The 20310-nt window shown below is 70.7% G+C and carries 20 protein-coding genes and 1 pseudogene; 16 read left to right on the forward strand and 5 right to left on the reverse strand.

Going from position 1 to position 20310, the window contains the following annotated elements:
* The first annotated feature begins 118 nt into the window (after positions 1-118).
* The 5 genes from ACZ1IK_RS10015 (at position 119) to ACZ1IK_RS10035 (ending at position 4673) form a co-directional block, all read left to right on the forward strand.
* Positions 119-595 carry an NUDIX hydrolase gene (locus ACZ1IK_RS10015; protein WP_036381048.1) on the forward strand — a complete coding sequence of 159 codons (477 nt, stop codon included), beginning with the start codon at positions 119-121 and terminating at the stop codon, positions 593-595.
* A complete protein-coding gene (locus ACZ1IK_RS10020; protein WP_135019454.1) occupies positions 592-1728 on the forward strand; it encodes a glycine betaine ABC transporter substrate-binding protein in 1137 nt (378 codons plus the stop codon). Before ACZ1IK_RS10015 ends, ACZ1IK_RS10020 begins: the two co-directional genes overlap by 4 nt.
* Before the next feature lie 84 nt (positions 1729-1812).
* Positions 1813-3051 carry a pyridoxal phosphate-dependent aminotransferase gene (locus tag ACZ1IK_RS10025; protein ID WP_371469801.1) on the forward strand — a complete coding sequence of 413 codons (1239 nt, stop codon included), beginning with the start codon at positions 1813-1815 and terminating at the stop codon, positions 3049-3051.
* A complete protein-coding gene (locus ACZ1IK_RS10030; protein WP_101965823.1) occupies positions 3044-3961 on the forward strand; it encodes a PPK2 family polyphosphate kinase in 918 nt (305 codons plus the stop codon). Before ACZ1IK_RS10025 ends, ACZ1IK_RS10030 begins: the two co-directional genes overlap by 8 nt.
* A gap of 127 nt (positions 3962-4088) precedes the next feature.
* Positions 4089-4673, forward strand: coding sequence for a type 1 glutamine amidotransferase domain-containing protein (locus ACZ1IK_RS10035; RefSeq protein WP_447127201.1), 585 nt, complete (start codon positions 4089-4091; stop codon positions 4671-4673).
* Positions 4674-4854: 181 nt separating this feature from the next.
* Here ACZ1IK_RS10035 and ACZ1IK_RS10040 read toward each other — a convergent pair whose 3' ends face one another.
* The gene (locus tag ACZ1IK_RS10040) at positions 4855-5142 is read right to left on the reverse strand and encodes an exodeoxyribonuclease VII small subunit (protein WP_166437517.1); all 288 of its coding nucleotides are present in this window, start codon (positions 5140-5142) and stop codon (positions 4855-4857) included.
* Positions 5139-6452, reverse strand: a complete 1314-nt coding sequence (gene xseA / locus ACZ1IK_RS10045) for an exodeoxyribonuclease VII large subunit (protein WP_465098488.1) — start codon at positions 6450-6452, stop codon at positions 5139-5141. The genes ACZ1IK_RS10040 and xseA overlap by 4 nt, the downstream gene beginning before the upstream one ends.
* A gap of 197 nt (positions 6453-6649) precedes the next feature.
* Between xseA and ACZ1IK_RS10050 the strand changes: the two genes are divergently transcribed.
* The 6 genes from ACZ1IK_RS10050 (at position 6650) to ACZ1IK_RS10075 (ending at position 12894) form a co-directional block, all read left to right on the forward strand.
* On the forward strand, positions 6650-7738 hold the full coding sequence (locus ACZ1IK_RS10050) for a hypothetical protein (protein WP_135019458.1): 1089 nt from the start codon (positions 6650-6652) through the stop codon (positions 7736-7738).
* A gap of 53 nt (positions 7739-7791) precedes the next feature.
* Positions 7792-8886, forward strand: coding sequence for a 4-hydroxy-3-methylbut-2-enyl diphosphate reductase (locus ACZ1IK_RS10055; protein WP_285139830.1), 1095 nt, complete (start codon positions 7792-7794; stop codon positions 8884-8886).
* The gene (locus tag ACZ1IK_RS10060) at positions 8883-10049 is read left to right on the forward strand and encodes an AAA family ATPase (RefSeq protein WP_065573516.1); all 1167 of its coding nucleotides are present in this window, start codon (positions 8883-8885) and stop codon (positions 10047-10049) included. Before ACZ1IK_RS10055 ends, ACZ1IK_RS10060 begins: the two co-directional genes overlap by 4 nt.
* A 5-nt stretch (positions 10050-10054) precedes the next feature.
* Positions 10055-10693: a DUF4276 family protein gene (locus tag ACZ1IK_RS10065; RefSeq protein ID WP_285139829.1), complete on the forward strand. Its 639-nt coding sequence runs from the start codon at positions 10055-10057 to the stop codon at positions 10691-10693.
* Between the two features lie 48 nt (positions 10694-10741).
* Complete coding sequence (locus tag ACZ1IK_RS10070) at positions 10742-11383, forward strand: gluconokinase (RefSeq protein WP_285139828.1); 642 nt, start codon at positions 10742-10744, stop codon at positions 11381-11383.
* Between the two features lie 113 nt (positions 11384-11496).
* The gene (locus ACZ1IK_RS10075) at positions 11497-12894 is read left to right on the forward strand and encodes a GntP family permease (RefSeq protein WP_065573514.1); all 1398 of its coding nucleotides are present in this window, start codon (positions 11497-11499) and stop codon (positions 12892-12894) included.
* 66 nt (positions 12895-12960) lie between these two features.
* On the opposite strand, the gene ACZ1IK_RS10080 is transcribed toward ACZ1IK_RS10075, so the two are convergent.
* Entirely contained in the window at positions 12961-14220 is a 1260-nt protein-coding gene (locus ACZ1IK_RS10080) for a DNA recombination protein RmuC (protein WP_036317041.1), read from the reverse strand.
* Positions 14221-14285: 65 nt separating this feature from the next.
* Complete coding sequence (locus tag ACZ1IK_RS10085) at positions 14286-14723, reverse strand: hypothetical protein (protein WP_242934353.1); 438 nt, start codon at positions 14721-14723, stop codon at positions 14286-14288.
* A gap of 56 nt (positions 14724-14779) precedes the next feature.
* Here ACZ1IK_RS10085 and ACZ1IK_RS10090 point away from each other — a divergent pair, with 56 nt between their 5' ends.
* The 3 genes from ACZ1IK_RS10090 to ACZ1IK_RS10100 all read left to right on the forward strand — a co-directional run bounded on the left by ACZ1IK_RS10090 (position 14780) and on the right by ACZ1IK_RS10100 (position 16506).
* Positions 14780-15346: an O-acetyl-ADP-ribose deacetylase gene (locus ACZ1IK_RS10090; protein WP_036317043.1), complete on the forward strand. Its 567-nt coding sequence runs from the start codon at positions 14780-14782 to the stop codon at positions 15344-15346.
* On the forward strand, positions 15343-15894 hold the full coding sequence (locus ACZ1IK_RS10095; RefSeq protein WP_020626858.1) for a YdhK family protein: 552 nt from the start codon (positions 15343-15345) through the stop codon (positions 15892-15894). The genes ACZ1IK_RS10090 and ACZ1IK_RS10095 overlap by 4 nt, the downstream gene beginning before the upstream one ends.
* A 150-nt stretch (positions 15895-16044) precedes the next feature.
* Entirely contained in the window at positions 16045-16506 is a 462-nt protein-coding gene (locus ACZ1IK_RS10100) for an Hsp20/alpha crystallin family protein (protein WP_285139826.1), read from the forward strand.
* Between the two features lie 110 nt (positions 16507-16616).
* On the opposite strand, the pseudogene ACZ1IK_RS10105 reads toward ACZ1IK_RS10100, so the two are convergent.
* Positions 16617-16964 (reverse strand): annotated as a pseudogene (locus ACZ1IK_RS10105) (GMC oxidoreductase); the annotation flags it as partial.
* Between the two features lie 400 nt (positions 16965-17364).
* Here ACZ1IK_RS10105 and ychF point away from each other — a divergent pair.
* Together ychF and ACZ1IK_RS10115 are read left to right on the forward strand one after the other, a co-directional pair.
* Positions 17365-18450 carry a redox-regulated ATPase YchF gene (ychF, locus tag ACZ1IK_RS10110; protein ID WP_122054482.1) on the forward strand — a complete coding sequence of 362 codons (1086 nt, stop codon included), beginning with the start codon at positions 17365-17367 and terminating at the stop codon, positions 18448-18450.
* Positions 18451-18460: 10 nt separating this feature from the next.
* A partial coding sequence (locus tag ACZ1IK_RS10115) for a DUF4365 domain-containing protein (protein WP_465098489.1) occupies positions 18461-20310 on the forward strand: 1850 nt, incomplete at its 3' end.

A 20310-nucleotide genomic window follows, 5' to 3' on the forward strand; every position in this document is an offset into this window, starting at 1 on the left:
CCTAGGGCGCGGGTCGGTGGACCGTGCCGCTGTTCGCGGTGGGCGGTGCTCGTAGACTGGCCGGGCCCGCAGCGTCGCCCGCCGCGGGCCGTCCCACTGCCGCCAGGAGCCCGCAGCCATGAGCACCACCCCCGCCGCCCCGGACGCCGCCGGAGCACACCCCGCCGGCCCGTTCCAGACGCGCGCCGGCGCCTACGCCCTGATCGTGGACGGCGGCCGCGTCCTGCTCAGCTCGTGGCAGGGGCCCGAGTTCCTGCAGTGGACGCTGCCCGGTGGCGGCATCGAGCTCGGCGAGAGCCCGGAGGAGGCGTGCCTGCGCGAGGTCTGGGAGGAGACCGGCCACACCGCCGAGCTCACGGGCCTGCTGGGCGTCACGACCGGGACGATCCCGGTGGAGAAGCGCCTGCGGGGCGAGCCGCTGCCGCTGCTCACCGTGCAGGTCCTCTACACCGCCCGCATCACGGGCGGCGTCCTGCGCCCTGAGGTCGGCGGATCCTCGACGGACGCGCGCTGGTTCGACCTCGCGGAGCTCAGCGGGCTGCGCACCGCCTCCTGGGTCACCGAGGCGCTCGCCCGTGCCGGGGTGGCGGCGTGAGCCGCCCCGCCCACCGCCGCCCCGCGGCCCTCGCCGCCTCGGCCCTCGTGCTGTCGCTGGCCCTGGGGGCGTGTGGGCGGCAGGCGGACGCCCCGCCGACGCCCTCCGCGTCAGGCGCGCCGATCACGGTCGTGCACGGCGGCGAGGGCCTCGAGGCCGCCGTCGCGGCGGTCCTGTCCCGTCACCTGCGCCTGCACGGCCACGCCGTGGCGGACGAGGACGGCGTCGCCGTGGAGCAGCCCGCGTGGTCCGCCGCCGGCGGGGACACGGTCGCCGTCGTGGACACCCTGGCCCTGGCCGTCGCCGCCGACCCCGCAGCGGCGCTGCCGTCCCCGCCGTCGCCGTCGTCGACGCCGACCGGGACGGAGGCCGGCACGTCCACGGACGCTGTGCCCACCCCCTCGGCCACCGCCTCGACCGCCGCCCCGAGCCCCACCGCGCTGCCCGTCGGCGACCCCGCGGCCGACGCCCCGGCGGCCGGGCGCGTCCTGGGGACGCTGCTCGCCGGGCAGACGGCCGCGGCGGGGACACCGCAGGACGAGGCCCCGGCGGTGCTGTCCTCGTCGGCGGGCGTGCTGCGCCTGACCGCGGTCGTCACCCAGACCACCGCGGCCCGGCTCGAGCTCGAGTCGATCACGGACCTCAACGGCTGGTGCGAGTCGCTCACCGCCGTCGCACCCCCGCCCCTGACCGCCGCGGCGGACCCGGACGCGGCCACGGCCCTGCGCGCCCGCCTGGACCGGCTCGCCGGCTGCCGCCCCGAGACCTGGCTGGCCGACACCGAGGACCCGACCGCCGCCGTCGTCGCGGACGAGGCCCAGGTCGCGCTGCTGACCGGCACGGATCCGGAGATCGACGCGAACACGCTCGTCCCGCTCGAGGACGACGGCCGCGTGCTCCCGGAGGGGCGGCTGACCGCCGTCGGCTCCGCCGCGACGCTGGACGACGACGCCGAACGGCGCATCGCCGAGGTGATGTCCGCCCTCGACGGCGACGGCCTGCGGGAGCTCGAACGGCTCACCACGGGCGCCGACCCGCTTCCGGTCGCCGAGGCCGCGCAGTACTGGCTGGTGGACCATGGCCTGGAGGACGCGCCCGAGGACTGGTTCGTCCCCCGCGGCTCCTGGTTCTGAGCCCGCGCGAGGGAGGGGCGCCGGCCCGCGTCGCACGAGCTCGACTGTGACGCACACCGCCCGGGGGGTGCCATGATGGGGGGCATGCCGACCCCGCATCCCCGCCAGTTCCGCCAGTCCGCCAAGCTGCTGAACGTCCGCTACGACGTGCGCGGCCCCATCCTGGAGGAGGCGCAGCGGATGGAGGCCGCGGGCCACCGGATCATGAAGCTGAACATCGGCAACCCGGCCCCGTTCGGCTTCGAGGCGCCGGACGCCGTCCTGGCGGCGATGCACCAGCACCTGCCGCACGCGCAGGGCTACTCGGACTCCAAGGGCATCTACTCGGCGCGCACCGCCGTCTCGCAGTACTACGAGTCCCGGGGCATCCGGGACATCGGCGTGGACGACGTGTTCATCGGCAACGGCGTCTCCGAGATGATCACGATGGTCCTGCAGGCCCTGGTCGACGACGGCGACGAGATCCTCGTCCCCTCGCCCGACTACCCGCTGTGGACCGGCGCCACCACCCTGGCCGGGGGCCGAGCGGTGCACTACCGCTGCGTCGAGGAGGAGGGCTGGGAGCCCGACCTCGAGCACATCGAGTCCCTCGTCACGGAGCGCACCAAGGGCATCGTCCTGATCAACCCGAACAACCCCACCGGCGCGGTCTACTCCCGCGCCGTGCTGCAGGGCATCGTGGACGTCGCCCGCCGCCACAACCTCGTCCTCATGGCGGACGAGATCTACGAGAAGATCACCTACGACGGCGCCCGCCACATCAACGCCGCCGGCCTGTCCGACGACGTGCTCACCCTGACGTTCTCCGGCCTGTCCAAGGCATACCGGGTGGCGGGCTACCGCTCCGGCTGGGTGGCCGTGTCCGGGCCGAAGCACCGGGCCGCCGACTTCCTCGAGGGCCTGACCCTGCTGGCCAACATGCGGATGTGCGCCAACGTGCCCGCACAGCACGCCATCCAGGTGGCACTGGGCGGCTACCAGTCCATCGACGACCTCGTCCTGCCCGGCGGTCGGCTGCTCGAGCAGCGCAACCTCGCCCAGGACCGCCTGAACGCCATCCCCGGCGTGTCCGTGCAGCCGGCCCACGGCGCCCTCTACCTGTTCCCGCGCCTGGACCCGGAGGTCTACGCGATCGACGACGACGAGGCGTTCGTCATCGAGCTGCTGCGGGCGAAGAAGATCCTCGTCTCGCACGGCGGGGCGTTCAACTACCCGTACACCGACCACTTCCGGCTCGTCACGCTGCCCAGCGTGAAGGACCTGGACGTGGCCCTGGACCGCCTCGAGGACTTCCTCGAGGACTGGAGGGAGCGCCATGGCTGACACCCCGGCCGCCGAGGCGGGCCGACCCGCCCGCCCCACCGACGACAGCGTCTTCGGCGCCCCCGCCCGGGAGCTGTTCGCCGCCCGCCGCGGGGACGAGGTCCGGGGCCCGGCCGACGTCGACGCCGCCGCGACGCCCGGCTACGGCGGGGACAAGGCGAAGGGCAAGAAGGACCTGGCCGCGCGCGGCGGGGCGCTCGCCAACCTGCAGGAACTGCTGTTCGCTCAGTCGGTGCGCCACGCGCCCGAGGGGGAGGCGCCGTCCCTGCTGGTCGTCCTGCAGGGCATGGACACCGCCGGCAAGGGCGGGATCATGCGCCACGTGATCGGGGCGATGGACCCGCAGGGCGTCCACGTGCACGCGTTCAAGGCGCCGACAGCGGAGGAGCGCGCCCACGACTTCCTGTGGCGCATCCGCCCGCACCTGCCCCGGCCCGGCCTCGTCTCCGCGTTCGACCGCTCGCACTACGAGGACGTGCTCGTGCATCGCGTGCGCGGGCTCTCCCCGCTGGCCGAGGTGGAGGAGCGATACGGGGCGATCTGCGAGTTCGAGGCGGCCGTGCGCGCCGCTGGGACGCGGATCGTCAAGGTGATGCTGCGGATCTCGCCGGAGGAGCAGGCCGAGCGCCTGCTGGCCCGCCTGGACGACCCCACGAAGCACTGGAAGTTCAGCGAGAGCGACCTCGACGACCGCGCGTACTGGGACCAGTACATGGACGCGTACCGGATCGCGATCGAGCGGACGGACACCGAGGACGCGCCGTGGTTCATCGTGCCGGCGGACCGCAAGTGGTTCGCGCGGCTGGCGGTGCAGCAGCTGATCATCGAGACCGTGCAGGGGATGGGGCTGGACTGGCCGAAGGCCGACTTCGACGTCGCGGCCGCCCGCCGTCGCCTGCTGGCGGGCTGAGCGCCGCCGTCGTCGCGGTGGGCGGGGAAGTGGTGGCCGGACCTTGCCAGGCCCGGGGCCGCAGTGAGTTGATGGGGAACACCGGGCGCCGCAGAGGCGTGCCGGATCCGATCCGAAAGGTGGACCCATGTCCGAGAACGCTGTCCAGAACGCCCCGCTGACCGGCAAGACCGTCGCGTTCCTCGCGACCGACGGTGTCGAGCAGGTCGAGCTGACCTCCCCGTGGGAGGCCGTGATCGCCGCCGGCGCGACCCCCGTGCTCGTCTCGCCGAAGTCCGGCACCATCACCGCGATGCAGTCCGACTGGGATCACGGCGAGTCCTTCGAGGTGAACACGACGGTGAAGGACGCCAAGGCCGAGGACTTCGACGGCCTCGTGATGCCGGGCGGCACCCTGAACGCGGACGCCCTGCGCATCGACAAGGACGCCCAGGCGTTCGTGCGTGCCTTCTTCGAGCAGCACAAGCCGGTGGCGGCCATCTGCCACGCCCCGTGGACCCTGATCGAGGCGGGCGTCGTGGACGGCCGCCGTCTGACCAGCTACGCGTCCCTGGAGTCTGACCTGAAGAACGCGGGCGCCCAGTGGGTGGACGAGGAGGTCGTCGTGGACAACGGGCTGACCACCTCGCGCACCCCGGACGACCTCGACGCCTTCAACGCCAAGCTCGTGGAGGAGCTGGGCGAGGGCAAGCACGAGGACCAGACCGCCTGACCGACGTCGGGAGCAAGCCGCGTGGGGCGGGGGCCGATGGCCCCCGCCCCCGCCGTTTCTCGAACGACAGCGTGGCGGAGGCCGCCGTTTTTCGAACGAAAGCGCCCCGAAGGCCGCCGTTTCTCGAACGAAAGCGCCCCGAAGGCCGCCGTTTCCCGAACGAAAGCGGGGCGGGGCGGGGTCAGTCGGCGTCGGGGGCGGCCTCGCCGCGCACCTGGTCGAGGCGGGCGCGGGCGCCGTCGAGCCAGGCCTGGCAGCGGTCGGCCAGCGCCTCCCCGCGTTCCCACAGGGCCAGGGACTCCTCGAGGCCGGCGCCACCGGCCTCCAGCCTCCCCACGGTCTCCATCAGCTCGGCGCGCGCCTGCTCGTAGCTCATCCGGGCCACGTCCGAGACGTCCGCGGAGGTGAAGCCCTCCACGCCGCTGGGGCGGCCCGGGTCCTGCGTCTGCTCCATGCCCTGTTCACTCATGTCTGTCGTGTCCTCTCGTGGGATGGGGTCGGGGTGGGCCGATGCGTCGCGACGACGTCCGCGGCGATCCGCCCGACCGCCACGAGGATGTCGAGCCGGTCGTCCGGGGCGACCTGGTCCGCGTCGCGCACGACCTGTCCGGCGTGCTGGACCACGGCGTAGCCGCGGTCCAGGGTGCGCTGCGGGGACAGGGCGCGGACACGGGCGCGCAGCTGCGTGAGTGCGTCCTCCTCGCGGACGAGCCGATGGCCCAGGGCGGACCGGCCGCGCTCGCGCCACCGGTCCGTCTCCTCCTGCCGGGTGTCCACCATCACGTGCGGACGGGCCAGCACGGGCCGGGAGCGCAGTGCCGCGAGCCCCTCGGCCTCGGCGCGCACGCGGCGCTCGACGGCCGCGGCCAGCCGCAGGCGCGCGTCGGCGAGTCCCGCGGCCTCCTGGGCCGCGTCCGGGACGATCCGCTTGGCCGCGTCCGTGGGCGTGGAGGCGCGCAGGTCGGCGACGTCGTCGAGGACCGGGCGGTCCGCTTCGTGGCCGATCGCCGAGACGACGGGCGTGCGCGCCGCCGCCACGGCGCGCACCAGCGCCTCGTCTGAGAACGGCAGGATGACCTCCTCGAGCGCGCCGCCGCCGCGGGCGATGACGATGACGTCCACGGCCGGGTCGGCGTCGAGCTCGGCGAGGGCGGCGGCCACCTGACGAGGGGCCTCGGCGCCCTGCACGGCGACCTCACGGATCTCGAACTCGGCGGCGGGCCAGCGCAGCAGCGTGTTGCGCAGCACGTCCTTCTTCGCGTCCGAGTCGCGGCCGGTGATGAGCCCGATCCGGTGGGGGAGCAGGGGCAGGGGTCGTTTGCGCGCGGGGGAGGTCAGCCCCTCCTCGGCGAGGGCCCGGCGCAGCAGCTCCACGCGGGCCAGCAGATCGCCGAGGCCGACCGGGCGCATCTCCTGCACGTTCATGGACAGGCGCCCGGCCTTGAGCCAGAAGTTCGGCTTCACGCGCGCCACCACGCGGGAGCCCTGCTGGACGGTCCCGTCCAGGGTCATGGCGACGTTTCGCCAGGCGGTGAGCGACAGGGACACCTCCTCCTCGAGGTCCCGCATGGTCATGTAGACGTTGCCGCGGTTGTTCTTGAACTCGATGAGCTGGCCCTCGATCCACGTGGCGGGCGCGCGCTCGATGTGGGCCTTGAGGTTCTCGGAGAGCCGGCGCAGGGGCCACGGCCGCTCGGCGGAGGTCTCGCCCGCGCGGGCGGGCGCCGAGACGGGCACGTCCGACGCCGCCGAGGCGCCCTCGGTCACGGGCTGGTCCATCCGGGTCCCTCCTGTCCGCGCCCGGTCCGCCCGGGCACGGGCCCACCGTACCGCCCTCGCCGGACGCGCAAGACGGCGCCCGGGCGTCCCCCGGGTCCGCCGCCGACCCGGTCGGGGCGCTCAGACCGGGGAACGTCCGGCCAGGATGAGTACGCTCGACGGGGTCGGAACGGAACGGAACGGAATGGAAGGACCCCATGCGCACCACTCTCAGTTTCCTCGTCGCGGCCCTGGCGGGCCTGCTGGCGGTGCTCGCGACGGCCGGTGCCCTCGTCGACGAGGCGACGCACCGCCCGGAGCTGCTGCGCGGGGTGACGGAGCAGGTCGCGGTGGACCCCGAGGTCCGCGCCGCCGTGCCGGGGGTGATCGACGACGTCGTGCACGACGCCGTCCCCGAGCAGGTGCCCGGCCCGCTGGCCCAGGCGGCCGAGGACCTGCTGCGCCCGCTGGCCCAGCGCGTGGCGGACGACCCGCAGGTGGTGCAGGGCTGGTCCGACACCGCTGACGAGGCCCGGCGCGCCTGGCTCGCCCAGCTCGAGGACCCGCAGGGCGCGGACGAGCCCGGCTCGGGCGCGGACGTGACCATCCCGTTCGGTCCCGTCGCACAGTCCGGGATCACCGCCGCCCTGGGCGACATCGAACGTGACCTACGCGAGGACCGGTTCGACCTGCCCGGGCAGGCGCTGCTGGAGACGATCGCGGGCGCGGACGTCGGCGACTGGGCCGCGGACACGCTGCTGGCACCCCTGTACGACCGCGCCGCGGACCTGCGGGACAGCACCGCGCTGCGCATGGACGCGCGCATCGACGCCTTGGCCGGCACGGACCGGGCCACCGTGCACCGCTGGGTGGACGCCTCCGCGCACTGGCACTGGGCCGCCGCCGCGTCCGTGCTGGCGCTCGTGGGCGCCCTGCTGCTCGCCCCCCGAGGGCGGCGGGGCCTCGCCGTGGCCGTGGCGGGTGCGGTCGCCCTGGCCGGCGGGCTGATCGGCGGCGCCCGCCTGGGGCCGGACGCGGTCCACCTCACGGCGCCCGAGGGGGCCTCCCCGGGGGTGGCCGCGTTCGTCCAGCAGATGGAGGAGGCCGCCCGCCCGGCGTTCGCAGCCGCCGTCGCCCCCTACCCCCAGACCCTGACCACCCTGGGCTGGATCGTGCTGGCCGCGGGCCTGCTGCTGGCCCTGGCCGAGCTGTGGGTCGCTCGGCGTGGCCGGGTCCGTGCCGCCCGGGCGGACGGTCCCCCCGCGGTGGGCCGCTCCCACACCGCCGCCGACGTCACGTCGCGCTGAGCCCGCGGCGAAGCCCGGGCCCGGTCTGCGTCCCGGCCGATAGCATGGAGGGCATGTCCTCTCCCTCCGTCTCCGCCCGTCCGTCCGCCGTCGGCCTCGGGATGCCGCAGGTCCCGCGCGTTCGTCGTTCCCGTGAGGAGGTGGAGGCGGCCGCGCCCGTGTCCGGTGAGAAGCGCGTGCTGCTGGCCGCCCCCCGTGGCTACTGCGCCGGCGTGGACCGTGCCGTCGTCGCCGTCGAGAAGGCCCTCGAGCACCACGGCGCCCCCGTGTACGTGCGCAAGGAGATCGTCCACAACCGGCACGTCGTGGACACCCTGACCGAGCGCGGCGTGGTGTTCGTTGACGAGCTGGACGAGGTGCCCGAGGGCGCCCTGACCGTGTTCTCCGCGCACGGCGTGTCCCCGGCCGTCGTCGAGGAGGCCGCCCAGCGCAACCTGCGCACCATCGACGCCACGTGCCCGCTCGTGACCAAGGTGCACCGCGAGGCCGTGCGCTTCGCCAAGCAGGACAAGCGGATCCTGTTGATCGGCCACGACGGCCACGAGGAGGTCGAGGGCACGTTCGGCGAGGCGCCCGAGCACACCACGGTGATCAACGACGTCGCCGAGGCCCGCACCGTCCAGGTGGAGGACCCGGACAACCTGATCTGGCTCTCCCAGACCACGCTCTCCGTGGACGAGACCCTCGAGATCGTCTCCGTGCTGCGCGAGCGGTTCCCGAACCTGCAGGACCCGCCCTCGGACGACATCTGCTACGCCACCTCCAACCGGCAGGCGGCCATCAAGTCGATCTCGCCGGAGTGCGACCTGGTGATCATCGTGGGCTCGGCGAACTCCTCGAACTCGGTGCGCCTCAAGGAGGTGGCCGCGGAGTACGGGGCCTCCCGCGCCGAGCGCGTGGACTTCGCCAACCAGGTGGACGAGTCCTGGTTCGAGGGCGTGGCCACCGTGGGCCTGTCCTCGGGCGCGTCCGTGCCCGAGGTGCTGGTCCAGGAGGTGCTCGCGCTGCTGGCCGAGTACGGCTACGGGCAGGTGGACGAGGTGGTGACCGCCGAGGAAGACATCATCTTCTCCCTGCCCAAGGAGCTGCGCGCCGAGATGAAGCGCGTGGGCGACGACGGGCGCGCCCTCGGCGGACGGCGACGATGAGACTCGACACGTTCCGTGTGGAGGGTTTTCGATCTATCCGGGATGCGACCCTCGAGCTCCGGGACGGCGTCACGCTCTTGATCGGCGCCAATGGTGCGGGCAAGAGCAATGTGATCGGCGCAATGGAACTCCTCGGCCGGGTGGTGGACAACAGCTTCTCTGAGGAGCTGCTCCGCATGGGCGGGGTGCGCGCCCAGTTGCACGCCTCGCCGACGGGCGACGATGCCGAGACCATCTGCCTCAGTGTGGCCAGCAAACCACGAGGCAGCGTCCCGCACGGCGGCGATCGATTCGTGAACCGCTACTCCGTCTGCCTCCAGGCCTCTGACGATGACGCACCGCTGATCCGTGAGACCACTGGCATCCACAACATCGACAAATATGACAAGGCCTACGAAACCTCCTATGGGCTGTCGGCTCGCTCTGTCATCCGCCGTCGAGCTGAGGAGAGCGACGGCATCACGGCCGCCACCCACATCGCCGCCATGGCCGGGGGTGTTCGGGTCTTCCACGTCGACGACACCAGCCCTCAGGCGCCGGCGCTCCAGCGGGCCGATGAGGCGGACGACCTGACCCTCCACGATGACGCGGCAAACCTCGCACCGGTCTTGCTCCGATTGAAGACGCACGACCGACCCCGATATGACCGCATCGTCCGCTCCGTCCGTGTCGTCGCCCCCTTCTTCGACGACTTCGTCCTGCAGCCGCTGGGGGGTCATGTGCAGCTGCGGTGGCGGCAGATCGGCATGGACCGGGTGTTCCACGGGCGTTTCCTGTCCTCGGGGACACTGCGATTCATAAGCTTGGCGACTCTGTTGCTCCAGGACTCCATGCCCGGCGTGGTCGTCCTCGACGAGCCGGAGCTTGGTCTGCACCCGGTCGCCATCTCCCAACTCGCTGAACTCCTCACCGCGGCGGCCGAGCACGTCCAGGTCGTGGCAGCCACTCAGTCCGTCCCGCTCCTGAGTTGCTTTGCCGTCGACGACGTGGTGCTGGTGGACAGGACGGGTGGGACGACGACACTCGCCGCGCCGCCGGTCGAGGCCCTCGACGCGTGGCTCGACGAGTACACGACGGGCGAGCTATGGGAGATGAATCTGCTGGGCGGTATGCCCGGTCCGGACATCGTCCCCCCGCCGCGGGAGCAGGGGGCAGCGTCATGAGACAGGTGGCGATCGTCGTCGAGGGGCAGTCGGAGAAGCTATTCGTCGAGCGAATCCTCGCTCCGCATCTCGCACCGGGCGACGTCTACCCGCAGGCCATCATCACCAAGACCAGTGTCACCGGGCGAGGAGGCGGAGGATGGCGGGGTTATCGCGACCAGCTCGGTGTCCTGGTGGGGCAGAGCCACTGGGACATGGTTACGACCATGATCGATTTCTACCGGTCGCCCACTGGCATGCCGGGGAGGGCTCTCACGGGCTCTGACGTGGTCACGACCGTCGCGATCCAGGAGGCCGCGCTGCGAGAGGCCTTCGACCCCGAGGGTACGACCCGCTTCCATCCCTTCCTCATGCTCCACGAATTCGAGGCCCTCGTCTTGTCCGCGGCATCGTTGCAGGACCGTGTGCTGGGAGATCAGAGAGCGGCCGCCGAGATCGCTCGCCGGGTCGATGAAGCCAGCGGAAACCCGGAACTGATCAACGGCGGCCCGAACACGGCGCCGTCCAAGCGCTTGGAAGGGCTCTTCCAGGATTACGTCAAGACGGCGTCGGGAATCGAGATCCTCATGGGCGCCCCCTTCGATGAGGTGAGGGCGCGGTGCCCCCGGTTCAACGGGTGGGTTGAGGACATGACGGCATGCTGATGTGCTCATATCCCTGCATCCTGCGGGGATGAAACCCGAGGAGGCCCCATGGACCAGCGGCGTCACCACGTGGATGCGACGCACACTCCCACGTCGGCAGCCGAGCCCGACACGGACGACCGCAGACCCGCGGCGCTGGCCGCCGCCGCCCACGACGCCGAGGTGGCGCGGGCCGCCGTCGGGACCCTGCCAAATCTGACCGGCACCGCCGTGGTGGTGATGGGCGTGTCCGGCTCCGGCAAGACCGCGCTGGCCCTGCGCCTCATGGATGTGCTGCAGCTGCCCTACGCGGAGGCGGACGAGTTCCACAGTGTCGAGGCGATCGCGAAGATGCGCGGCGGGACCCCGCTCACGGACGAGGACCGCTGGCCGTGGCTGCGCCGGCTCCGCTCGTGGATGAGCGAACCGGCCCAGTCCGGCGGCTGCATTGTGACCTGCTCGGCGCTCAGGCGCTCCTACCGCGATCTGCTCTCGGATGCCCCCGGGCGCGTGCGGTTCCTGCACGTGGAGGCCGCCACCGTGGACATCCAGGACCGGATGGCCGAGCGCCACCACTTCATGCCGCCCGCGCTGCTGGCCAGCCAGGTGGCCACGCTCGAGCCGCTGCAGCTGGACGAGGACGGCGTGCTCCTGCACAACGACGCCACGCTGGCGGACCTGACGGAACGGGCCCTGCGCGCACTAGTGTGAGCGCGGGCGGGCCCGCGCGTCCGGCGCGGCAGGACCGGGGGAGGCCGTAGGCTCGGCAGACCCCATCTGCCCGCCGGCCGCTCGCACCGGTCCGCCCGCCCGAAGGACCCCTCATGAAGCTCGAAGACTGGACCCCCACGCTGGGGGCCGCCCCGCTGCTGGGTATCGCGCTCGGTGCGATCCTGCTGCTGCTCCTGCTCATCATGCGGCTGCGCGTGCACGCCTTCGTGGCGCTCGTGCTGGTCAGCCTGCTCACGGCCTTCGCAGCAGGCATCCCGGCCGAGCTCGTGGTGCCGGCGCTGACCCAGGGCTTCGGCTCCACCCTGGCCTCCGTGGCGCTGCTCGTGGGCCTGGGCGCGATGCTCGGGCGCGTGGTCGAGGCCACCGGCGGGGCGAAGGCCATGGCGGACACGCTCATCCGGTTCTTCGGGGAGAAGCGCGCGCCGTTCGCCCTGGGGGTGGCCTCGCTGCTGTTCGGCTTCCCGATCTTCTTCGACGCCGGCCTCGTGGTGATGCTGCCCGTGATCTTCGCGGTGGCCCGCCGGCTCGGCGGCTCGGTGCTCGCCTACGGCCTCCCCGCGGCCGGGGCGTTCTCCGTGATGCACATCTACGTGCCGCCGCATCCGGGCCCGGTGACCGCCGCGGGGCTGTTCGACGCCAACGTGGGCCTCGTGATGCTGCTGGGGCTGGCCATCGCCGTCCCCACCTGGTATGTCACCTCGTACCTGTTCGGGCTGTGGGCGGGGCGTCGGTGGGTGCTGCCCGTCCCGGCGATCCTCGGTGAGGCCTCCGAGGAGCGGGAGGCGCATCCGCCGCGGTTCGCCACGGTGGTGGGCGTGCTGGTCCTGCCGCTGCTGCTGATCCTCATGAACACGGGCCTCAACACCCTGAACGCCGCCGGGGCGTTCGGCGCCGACGCGAAGGGTCAGGCGTGGTACCAGGTGCTGCGCGCGCTCGGCGAGACGCCGGTGGCGCTGCTGATCACCCTGCTGGTCGCCATGGCCACGCTGGGCCGCCGGATCCCGGGCGGCCGTGAGGGGCTCGAGTCCATCCTCGACGGCGCCCTCGCCCCGGTCTGCTCCGTGATCCTCGTGACGGGTGCCGGCGGCATGTTCGGCGGCGTCCTGCGCACCTCCGGTATCGGCGCAGCCCTGGCCGAGTCGCTCACCGGCCTGGGCGTCCCGCTGATCCTCGCGGGCTTCCTGATCGCCGGTGCGCTGCGCATCGCCCAGGGCTCGGCGACCGTCGCCCTCACGACGGCGGCGGGTCTGCTCTCCACGGCCGTCGCCGAGGCCGGGTTCACCGAGGTCCAGCTGGCCACCATGGTGCTCGCGGTGGCCGCCGGCTCGGTGATCGCCTCCCACGTCAACGACTCCGGGTTCTGGCTGGTCGGCCGCTTCTTCGGCATGGACGTGCCGACGACGCTGCGCACCTGGACCGTGCTGGAGACGCTGATCGGCGTCATGGGCTTCGTCCTCGCGTGGGCGGTCTTCGCCCTCGCCGCCGCCTGACCCGGCTGTCGCCCGGGCCGCGCGTCGGATCTCCGGGGCCGCGACGGCCCACCCGCCCGGCCCTGCTCACGCCTCCCGCGCCGACTCCGCCCGACGACGGCGCAGCTCGTCCTCCTCCACGCCCGCGACCAGTTCCGGGGCGGCCAGGGGCCGGGGCGCGGACTCGAGCGTGCGGATGTCCGGCGTGGGGGCCAGGCCCGGGTCGGCGTCGCGGAGGCGCCGGGCGGCGGGGAGCACGCGCGACTCGACGTTGCCGACGAGCTGGTTGTAGCGGTCCACGGCGGTCTTGAGGGATCCGCCCATGCGGTCCAGGTGGGTGCCGAGCGTGCCGAGGCGCTCGTAGAGGTCCTTCGCGCTGGCCACCACGGTGTGGGCGTTCTCGGCCAGGGTGTCCTGCCGCCAGGCATAGGCCACGGACTTCAGGGCGGTCAGGAGGGAGACGGGGGCGACGAGCGCGACGTTCCGGGAGAACGCGTGGTCCAGCAGCCCGGGGTCCGCGTCCAGGGCCGCGGCCAGGAGTGACTCGGCGGGCAGGAAGCACAGGACCAGCTCGGGGGAGTGCTCGAGGCCGGCCCAGTAGGACTTCGCGGAGAGCTGGTCCACGTGGCGGCGCACGGCCGCGGCGTGCTGGGCGGCCAGCGCCTGACGCCGCTCGTACGCCTCCTCGCCGGGCTCATCCGCGAGGGCCTCGGCGGCCAGCGCGTCCCCGATGGGGGCCTTGGCGTCCACGGCCATGGCCTTGCCGCCGGGCAGGGACACCACGAGGTCCGGGCGGAGGCGCTCGCCGTCCCTGCCGGACAGCGTGGCCTGCTCCGTGAAGTCCACGTGGTGGAGCATGCCCGCCGCCTCGACGACCCGCCGCAGCTGCGCCTCGCCCCAGTGGCCCCGCGCGGAGGTGGACTTGAGGGTGGCCATGAGCGACGTGGTCTGGTTCAGCAGGTCCCGGTCCGTGGCCGCGGCGGCGCGGAGCTGCTCCCCGAGCCGGCCGAACTGTGACGCCCGATCCCGTTCCAACACGCTCACCTGCTCCTGGAGGGCCGCCAGTCGCTGGCCCAGCGGGGCGAGCGTGGACATCACCTGGGACTCCGCGCGTTGGCGTTCGGCGTCCTCGGCGCGCGCGGCCGTGAGCGCGCGCTGCTCCGCCCGGGCGGCCGCGAGCTCTTCTCGTGCCCCCTGGTGCTCGGTGCGCAGCGCGGCCAGCTCGGCCTGGGCCCGGCGGGCCTCCTCACCGCCGCCGGCCGCCCGGCGCCACATGAGCCACGCGCCCACCAGGGCGCCCAGCACGAGTCCGAGGATGAGGGCGAGCAGCAGGCTGAGGATCTCCATGCCCCCACCCTCGCAGGCCGCAGGGACACGTTAGGCGGCGGCGCGCCGTCGTCGTGGCGGGCGGCTCAGCCGAAGAGCGGGTTGGGGCCGTTGGCCACGACCTGCGGGTCGCCGTCGACGCGGGCGGCGATGCCCGCCGCGGCCACGCCGGGCAGATACGGGAAGACCATGCGGGTCGAGGCCAGGGCGGCGGCGTCGAAGGCCTCCACCGCGACGGCCGGGCGGGGCCCGTCCACCGTCTCGATCTCGCCGTCGAACACGGCCACCGCCCGCGTGGGGCGCGGGCTGATCTTCGCGACCGTGGCGGCCGCCTGCTCGGGCTCGAGGTCCGGGTGCTCCCACATGCCGCGCTGGCCGTCCGCGGCGACGGCGAGGATCGTCGGGGCGAACACGGACTGCCGGCCGAGCGTGTCGAACACGTGCTCCACCGCGAGGCTGATCAGCGGCAGCAGTTCGCCGCCGGGGGGCGTGGGGGTCGGTCCGGTGGGCGTCGGGGTGCTCATGGGGCCGAGGCTACCGGCCCTGTCCGACGGCGCCCACCCGCGCCTAGCGTGAGTCCATGCAGCTCACCATCGCCCCCGGGGACATCACGGCCACGCACGCGGACGCCGTCGTCAACGCCGCCAACTCCACCCTGCTCGGCGGCGGAGGCGTGGACGGCGCCATCCACCGGCGCGGCGGCCCCGAGATCCTGGCCGAGTGCCGCCGCCTGCGCGAGACCGACCTGCCGGAGGGGCTGCCCGCCGGGCAGGCCGTGGCGACGACGGCGGGGCGCCTGCCCGCGCGCTGGGTCATCCACACGGTGGGCCCGGTGTGGGCCAAGACGATCGACAAATCCGACACCCTCGCCTCGTGCTACCGCGAGTCCCTGAAGGTGGCGGCCGGGCTCGGCGCCCGGACGGTCGCGTTCCCGGCGATCTCCGCCGGGATCTACGGCTGGCCCATGGAGGACGCCGCGCGGATCGCCGTCGAGACCTGCCACGCGATGGCGGACGAGGTGGGCGGCACCGTGGACGAGGTGCTGTTCGTGCCCTACGGCGACACGGCGGAGGCCGCGTTCCGTGCGGCGCTCGGGCACCTCGAGGCCCCCCAGACCACCGATGACGAAGGAGACACCGGACGATGACCATGCGTTTCTGGACCAGGACCGTCGCCGTGACTGCGGCGAGTCTGCTCGCGCTCACCGGCTGCGCGACGGGAGGGGAAGAGGCGGCGACGTCGTCCTCCCACGGCGGGCACGCGGGCCACGCGATGGACGGCGGCCCCGCCCCCGAGGGCATCGAGCCCGCCGCGGACCCGGCCCACCCCGTGGGCACCGAGGTCACCCTCATGGCGGACCACATGCCCGGGATGGAGGGGGCCGCCGCCACCGTCGTGGGCGCGTACGAGACCACCGCCTACTCCGTGGACTACCGGCCGACGACGGGCGGGCCCGAGGTGACGGACCACAAGTGGGTCGTCCAGGAGGAGCTGGAGGACGCGGGCGCCGAACGCCTGCCCGACGGCGCGGCGGTCACCCTCGCGGCTGACCACATGCCGGGCATGCAGGGTGCGGAGGGCACGGTGCACTCCTCGACGGATGAGACCGTCTACATGGTGGACTACGAGTCCGACGGCATGCGGATGAGGAACCACAAGTGGGTGGTGGAGAGCGAGATCGCCTCGGCGGGCTGACCCCGGGCCGGGAGGGTCCTGACCGCCCGCCTGGAAGTTGATCGAACTTCACGCAGATTTCTGGAATAGGTTCGCCGGGCGTGCTGTTGTAGTGGTCAGACGCCGCGGTGTCAGCGGCGCCCACCCGAATCCCGAGGAGAGTGAACCGACATGGCCCGTCCTATCGATCCGTTCCGTGAGATGGAGCGCCTGGTGAACGGTCTGACGCCCCGCGCGACCGGCACCGTGTCCATGCCCATGAACCTGTACCGCGAGGGCGACGTCTTCGTCGCCGAGGTCGAGCTGCCCGGCGTCGACCCGGCCTCCATCGACGTGGACGTGGAGGAGCGCACCCTCACCGTCCGCGCCGAGCGCAAGGAGGACCCGGCCCGCGAGGACCGCCGCTGGCTCACCCGTGAGCGTTCCGCCGGCACCTTCGCCCGCCAGCTCACCCTGGGCGAGGGCCTCGCCCTCGACCGCATCCAGGCCGACTACAGCGACGGCGTCCTGACCCTCACCATCCCGGTGGCGGAGCAGGCCAAGCCCCGCAAGATCTCCGTCACCCACGGCGGCACCGCCCCCGTGGCCGGGCAGACCGTGGAGGGCGAGACCGCCGAGGCCTCCGGCGAGTGACCGGCCTCTGACGGAGCCGCGCGCGGCCGGCGTGACCAGCGCGCGGTCCGTCCCCCGAACGCAGATGCGGCGGGCCCCCCACCGGGGGCCCGCCGCATCTGCGTGGCGGTCACGCGCAGCCCCGTCACGCCCTTGACGCGCAGACGGGCGTCGAGCGGGCTCATGGCGTCGTCCTCGGCGCCCATGCGCACCGAGCCCACCGGGTGGTACACGGTGTTGTGGGTGCGGCGCACGTAGTCGGCGATCTCCTCGTCCGTCTGCGCCTGCTCGCCCGGGGCCAGCTCGCGCCCCGCCCACGCCGCCATGGCCGGCTGGGAGACGATCTCCCGGGCCAGCCGGATGCCGGCCACCGCGACGGCCATGTCATGGCCCTCCGGGTCGGTGAAGTAGCGCGGGTCCACGGCCGGCTTGTCCCGGTAGTCGTTGGAGCGCAGGCGCACGGTGCCGCGGGACTTGGCGAGGGGTGGACCCGGTGGCCCTGCGGTCTCGGCTGTCGTCCTCTGTTCGGCAGACACAGGTGTGCGTCCTCTCGTCGGGGTCTGGGCGGCCCGCCCACCCTACAGATCGGTCATCTGGGCGGGGATGCGTGCTGGGCGGTGCGGGTCTCTGGGTTCCGTGGGCGCGTGGGGGCGGGGGCTGGGGCTGCCGGGCCCCGTGGCCGCCGGGCCTCTGGGTTCCGTGGGCAGAAAAGCAAGGGTTTCTGCCCCCGGAAGCGAAAACCCTGCCGGTTCTGCCCCCGGAACAGGGGAGAGCGCGCTTTCTGCCCACGGAGCGGGCGGGGCTGCCGGTTCTGCCCACGGAACGGGGCCGGTGCGGGACGCCTCCGCCGCGGCGGGCCCGCCGGTAGACTGCCGGACTGTGGCTTTGACTATCGGATTCGTGGGACTGCCCAACGTGGGCAAGTCGACCCTGTTCAACGCGCTGACGCGCCAGACCGTGCTCGCGGCGAACTACCCGTTCGCGACGATCGAGCCGAACGTGGGCGTGGTGAACCTTCCGGACGAGCGGCTGCCCCAGCTGGCCGAGATCTTCGGCTCCGAGCGCATCCTGCCGGCGACGGTGTCCTTCGTGGACATCGCCGGCATCGTCAAGGGCGCCTCCGAGGGGGAGGGCCTGGGCAACCAGTTCCTGGCGAACATCCGCGAGGCCCACGCGATCGCCCAGGTGGTGCGCGCGTTCGACGACGGCGACGTCGTCCACGTGGACGGCAAGGTGGATCCGGCCTCGGACATGGAGACCATCAACACCGAGCTGATCATCGCGGACATGCAGACCGTCGAGAAGGCGATCCCGCGCGTCGAGAAGGAGGTCAAGGGCAAGAAGAAGGAGCCCGCCGACCTCGAGGCGCTCCAGGCCGCGCTCGCGGTGCTGGAGCGGGGCGAGACGATCTTCGCGGCGAAGGACAAGGACAAGCTGGACATGGACCGGCTGCGGGAGCTGAGCCTGCTCACCGCCAAGCCGTTCATCTACGTGTTCAACTCGGACGAGGGTGTGCTGGGGGACGAGGCCAAGCAGCAGGAGCTGCGCGATCTGGTGGCCCCCGCCGACGCCGTGTTCCTGGATGCCAAGCTCGAGTCCGACCTCGTGGAGCTCTCCGAGGAGGAGGCCGCCGAGATGCTGGAGATGGCCGGGCAGGACGAGTCCGGGCTGGACCAGCTGGCCCGCGTGGGCTTCTCGACCCTCGGCCTGCAGACGTACCTGACGGCGGGACCGAAGGAGACGCGCGCCTGGACCATCCCGGTCGGTGCGACGGCGCCCGAGGCTGCCGGCGTGATCCACACCGACTTCCAGCGCGGCTTCATCAAGGCGGAGATCGTGTCCTTCGAAGACCTGATCGCTGCCGGGTCCATGGCCGACGCCAAGGCCGCCGGCAAGGTGCGCATGGAGGGCAAGGACTACGTGATGAAGGACGGCGACGTGGTCGAGTTCCGGTTCAACGTGTGAGGGAATTGTCTTGAAGAAGTTGAGTACCTCGGATGTGGAGCGGCTGTCCGTAGCGTATTTTCAGACGATTCTGTCGAAGTGCGGTGGCCTTGACGCGATTCTGGACACCAACGACAGGACCCCATTAACAGACGGGTTTGTAGATCTCCATGCATCTGAAGGATTTGCCTCGAAAGCAACCTTAATATCTCGTATACCAGTCCAAGTCAAGGGTAGATTCATCGGCAAGGCGCAACGTAGCCGTCCGTCTTTTCCTCTCACGCGTGACGAAATTGAAGGATTCAAGAATACCCGCGGCGCCGTCCTCCTTGTCGCAGACATTGACCAGAGCCAGGATGTGGTCAGGAGTTACGCAACCGTTCTCAATCCGTTTAGACTTGATCGTACCCTGCAGTCCATGGGGCAAAAGCAGAAGACAAAGTCGTTCCAGCTTGGCGAAATCCCTTCGAGCAGTGATGCGTGGTGGAATCTTTTTAATTTCGCCGCCGAGGCGCAATGGGAGATCCCTGGAGTATCGCTTGAAAGTTTCGCAAATCCCGAATCGATATTCCTGAGATCCGCAGCTGAGATTTCTCTCAATCAACCGACTAGATTGCGTCTGGAACATGGCGGGTTTCATTTTGCAGTCAGGTTAGCAGACAATAGCAGTGTTCCGATAGATATTGATGCGGATATTATACCCAACGAATATATTTTATCTTCATACGAATATGAATACTCTACGAAGAACTTCACTTATCGAGGTTATAAGGCGCAGCGGACGTCCCCCGCGGACCTCACTGTCATTCTTGGCCACGAACTGACGATTGACCTAAAGGAAGTCGGATCGGACAACGGGAAATGCGATATAAAGTACCCTCTCTCTAGATATCTTGCCCATAGGGTTAGAGATCTAGAATTGTATATCGACATTCTTGAGTATGGATTCCTGACTATTGGAAGCTATGGAATTCAAGTGGATACTACTGCAGTAAGCGACGTCCATATTCAAGAAGACAAAGAATATTTAGAAACTCTTCGCAATCTTCTCCAGAATATCGAGTATTTTGGCGGAAATGCCGAGAAAGTGTTAGTTGACTCGATAAATGACGATCAAGTTCGGGCAATCCAGGCTGCTGTTGAGAGCAGCAGGTCGCATCAACGACCACCCGGTTATCGAGGATCCACGGGGAGAGTCCGATTTGGCGTCGGGGACAAATCTCTTGAGCTTTTTGTCTATGCTCGGGATGACGAAGGACAGATCGACGTAACAAATCTATTCGGCGACGACAACGGCTTCTGGCTTGCGTCCACCGAGACGGTCGACGGTGGTGAGTCCTCTAGGTTGGTGACTCCTTACGAGTTTATTGATGATGAGGATCTTGTTGGCCTCATAAATATCAACTTATCGTCCATATCAAGACACTATGAGAGGATCAAGGGTTACGATGGGGTGGAGCAAATTGCAGACTCGATGATCATTAGGCTTTGGCGAGTTGCAGTGAAGCAAGAGGATCGCCGTGAAGAATTTAGAAGTGCCGCGCTATCACTGGCGTTATGGGTCTCCTGTGCGTACGTGAACTCCACCCAAAGGCTAAGGTATCTAACGAATATTCATCTACTTCGTTTTTGGGCTAATGGATTTGCTTGGTCGGATGACTCTCAACGACTGGCGTGTAGGCGATTGCAGCAGGATGTAATGAGAGCTAACCTCAGCGATATATCGCTCTATCATGTTTGCCTAACCTTCTTGCTTGGTAGCGAAGTCGACTTGGGCGATACTATCCAGGGCCTCAATGAGAATGAAATGAAGCAGCTTCAATCTTGGCCTGTGTGGGATTTAATTGGTGAAGCGTACCCTAAGCTCACTGCGACCTGCGA

Source organism: Micrococcus sp. CS26, assembly GCF_055522295.1.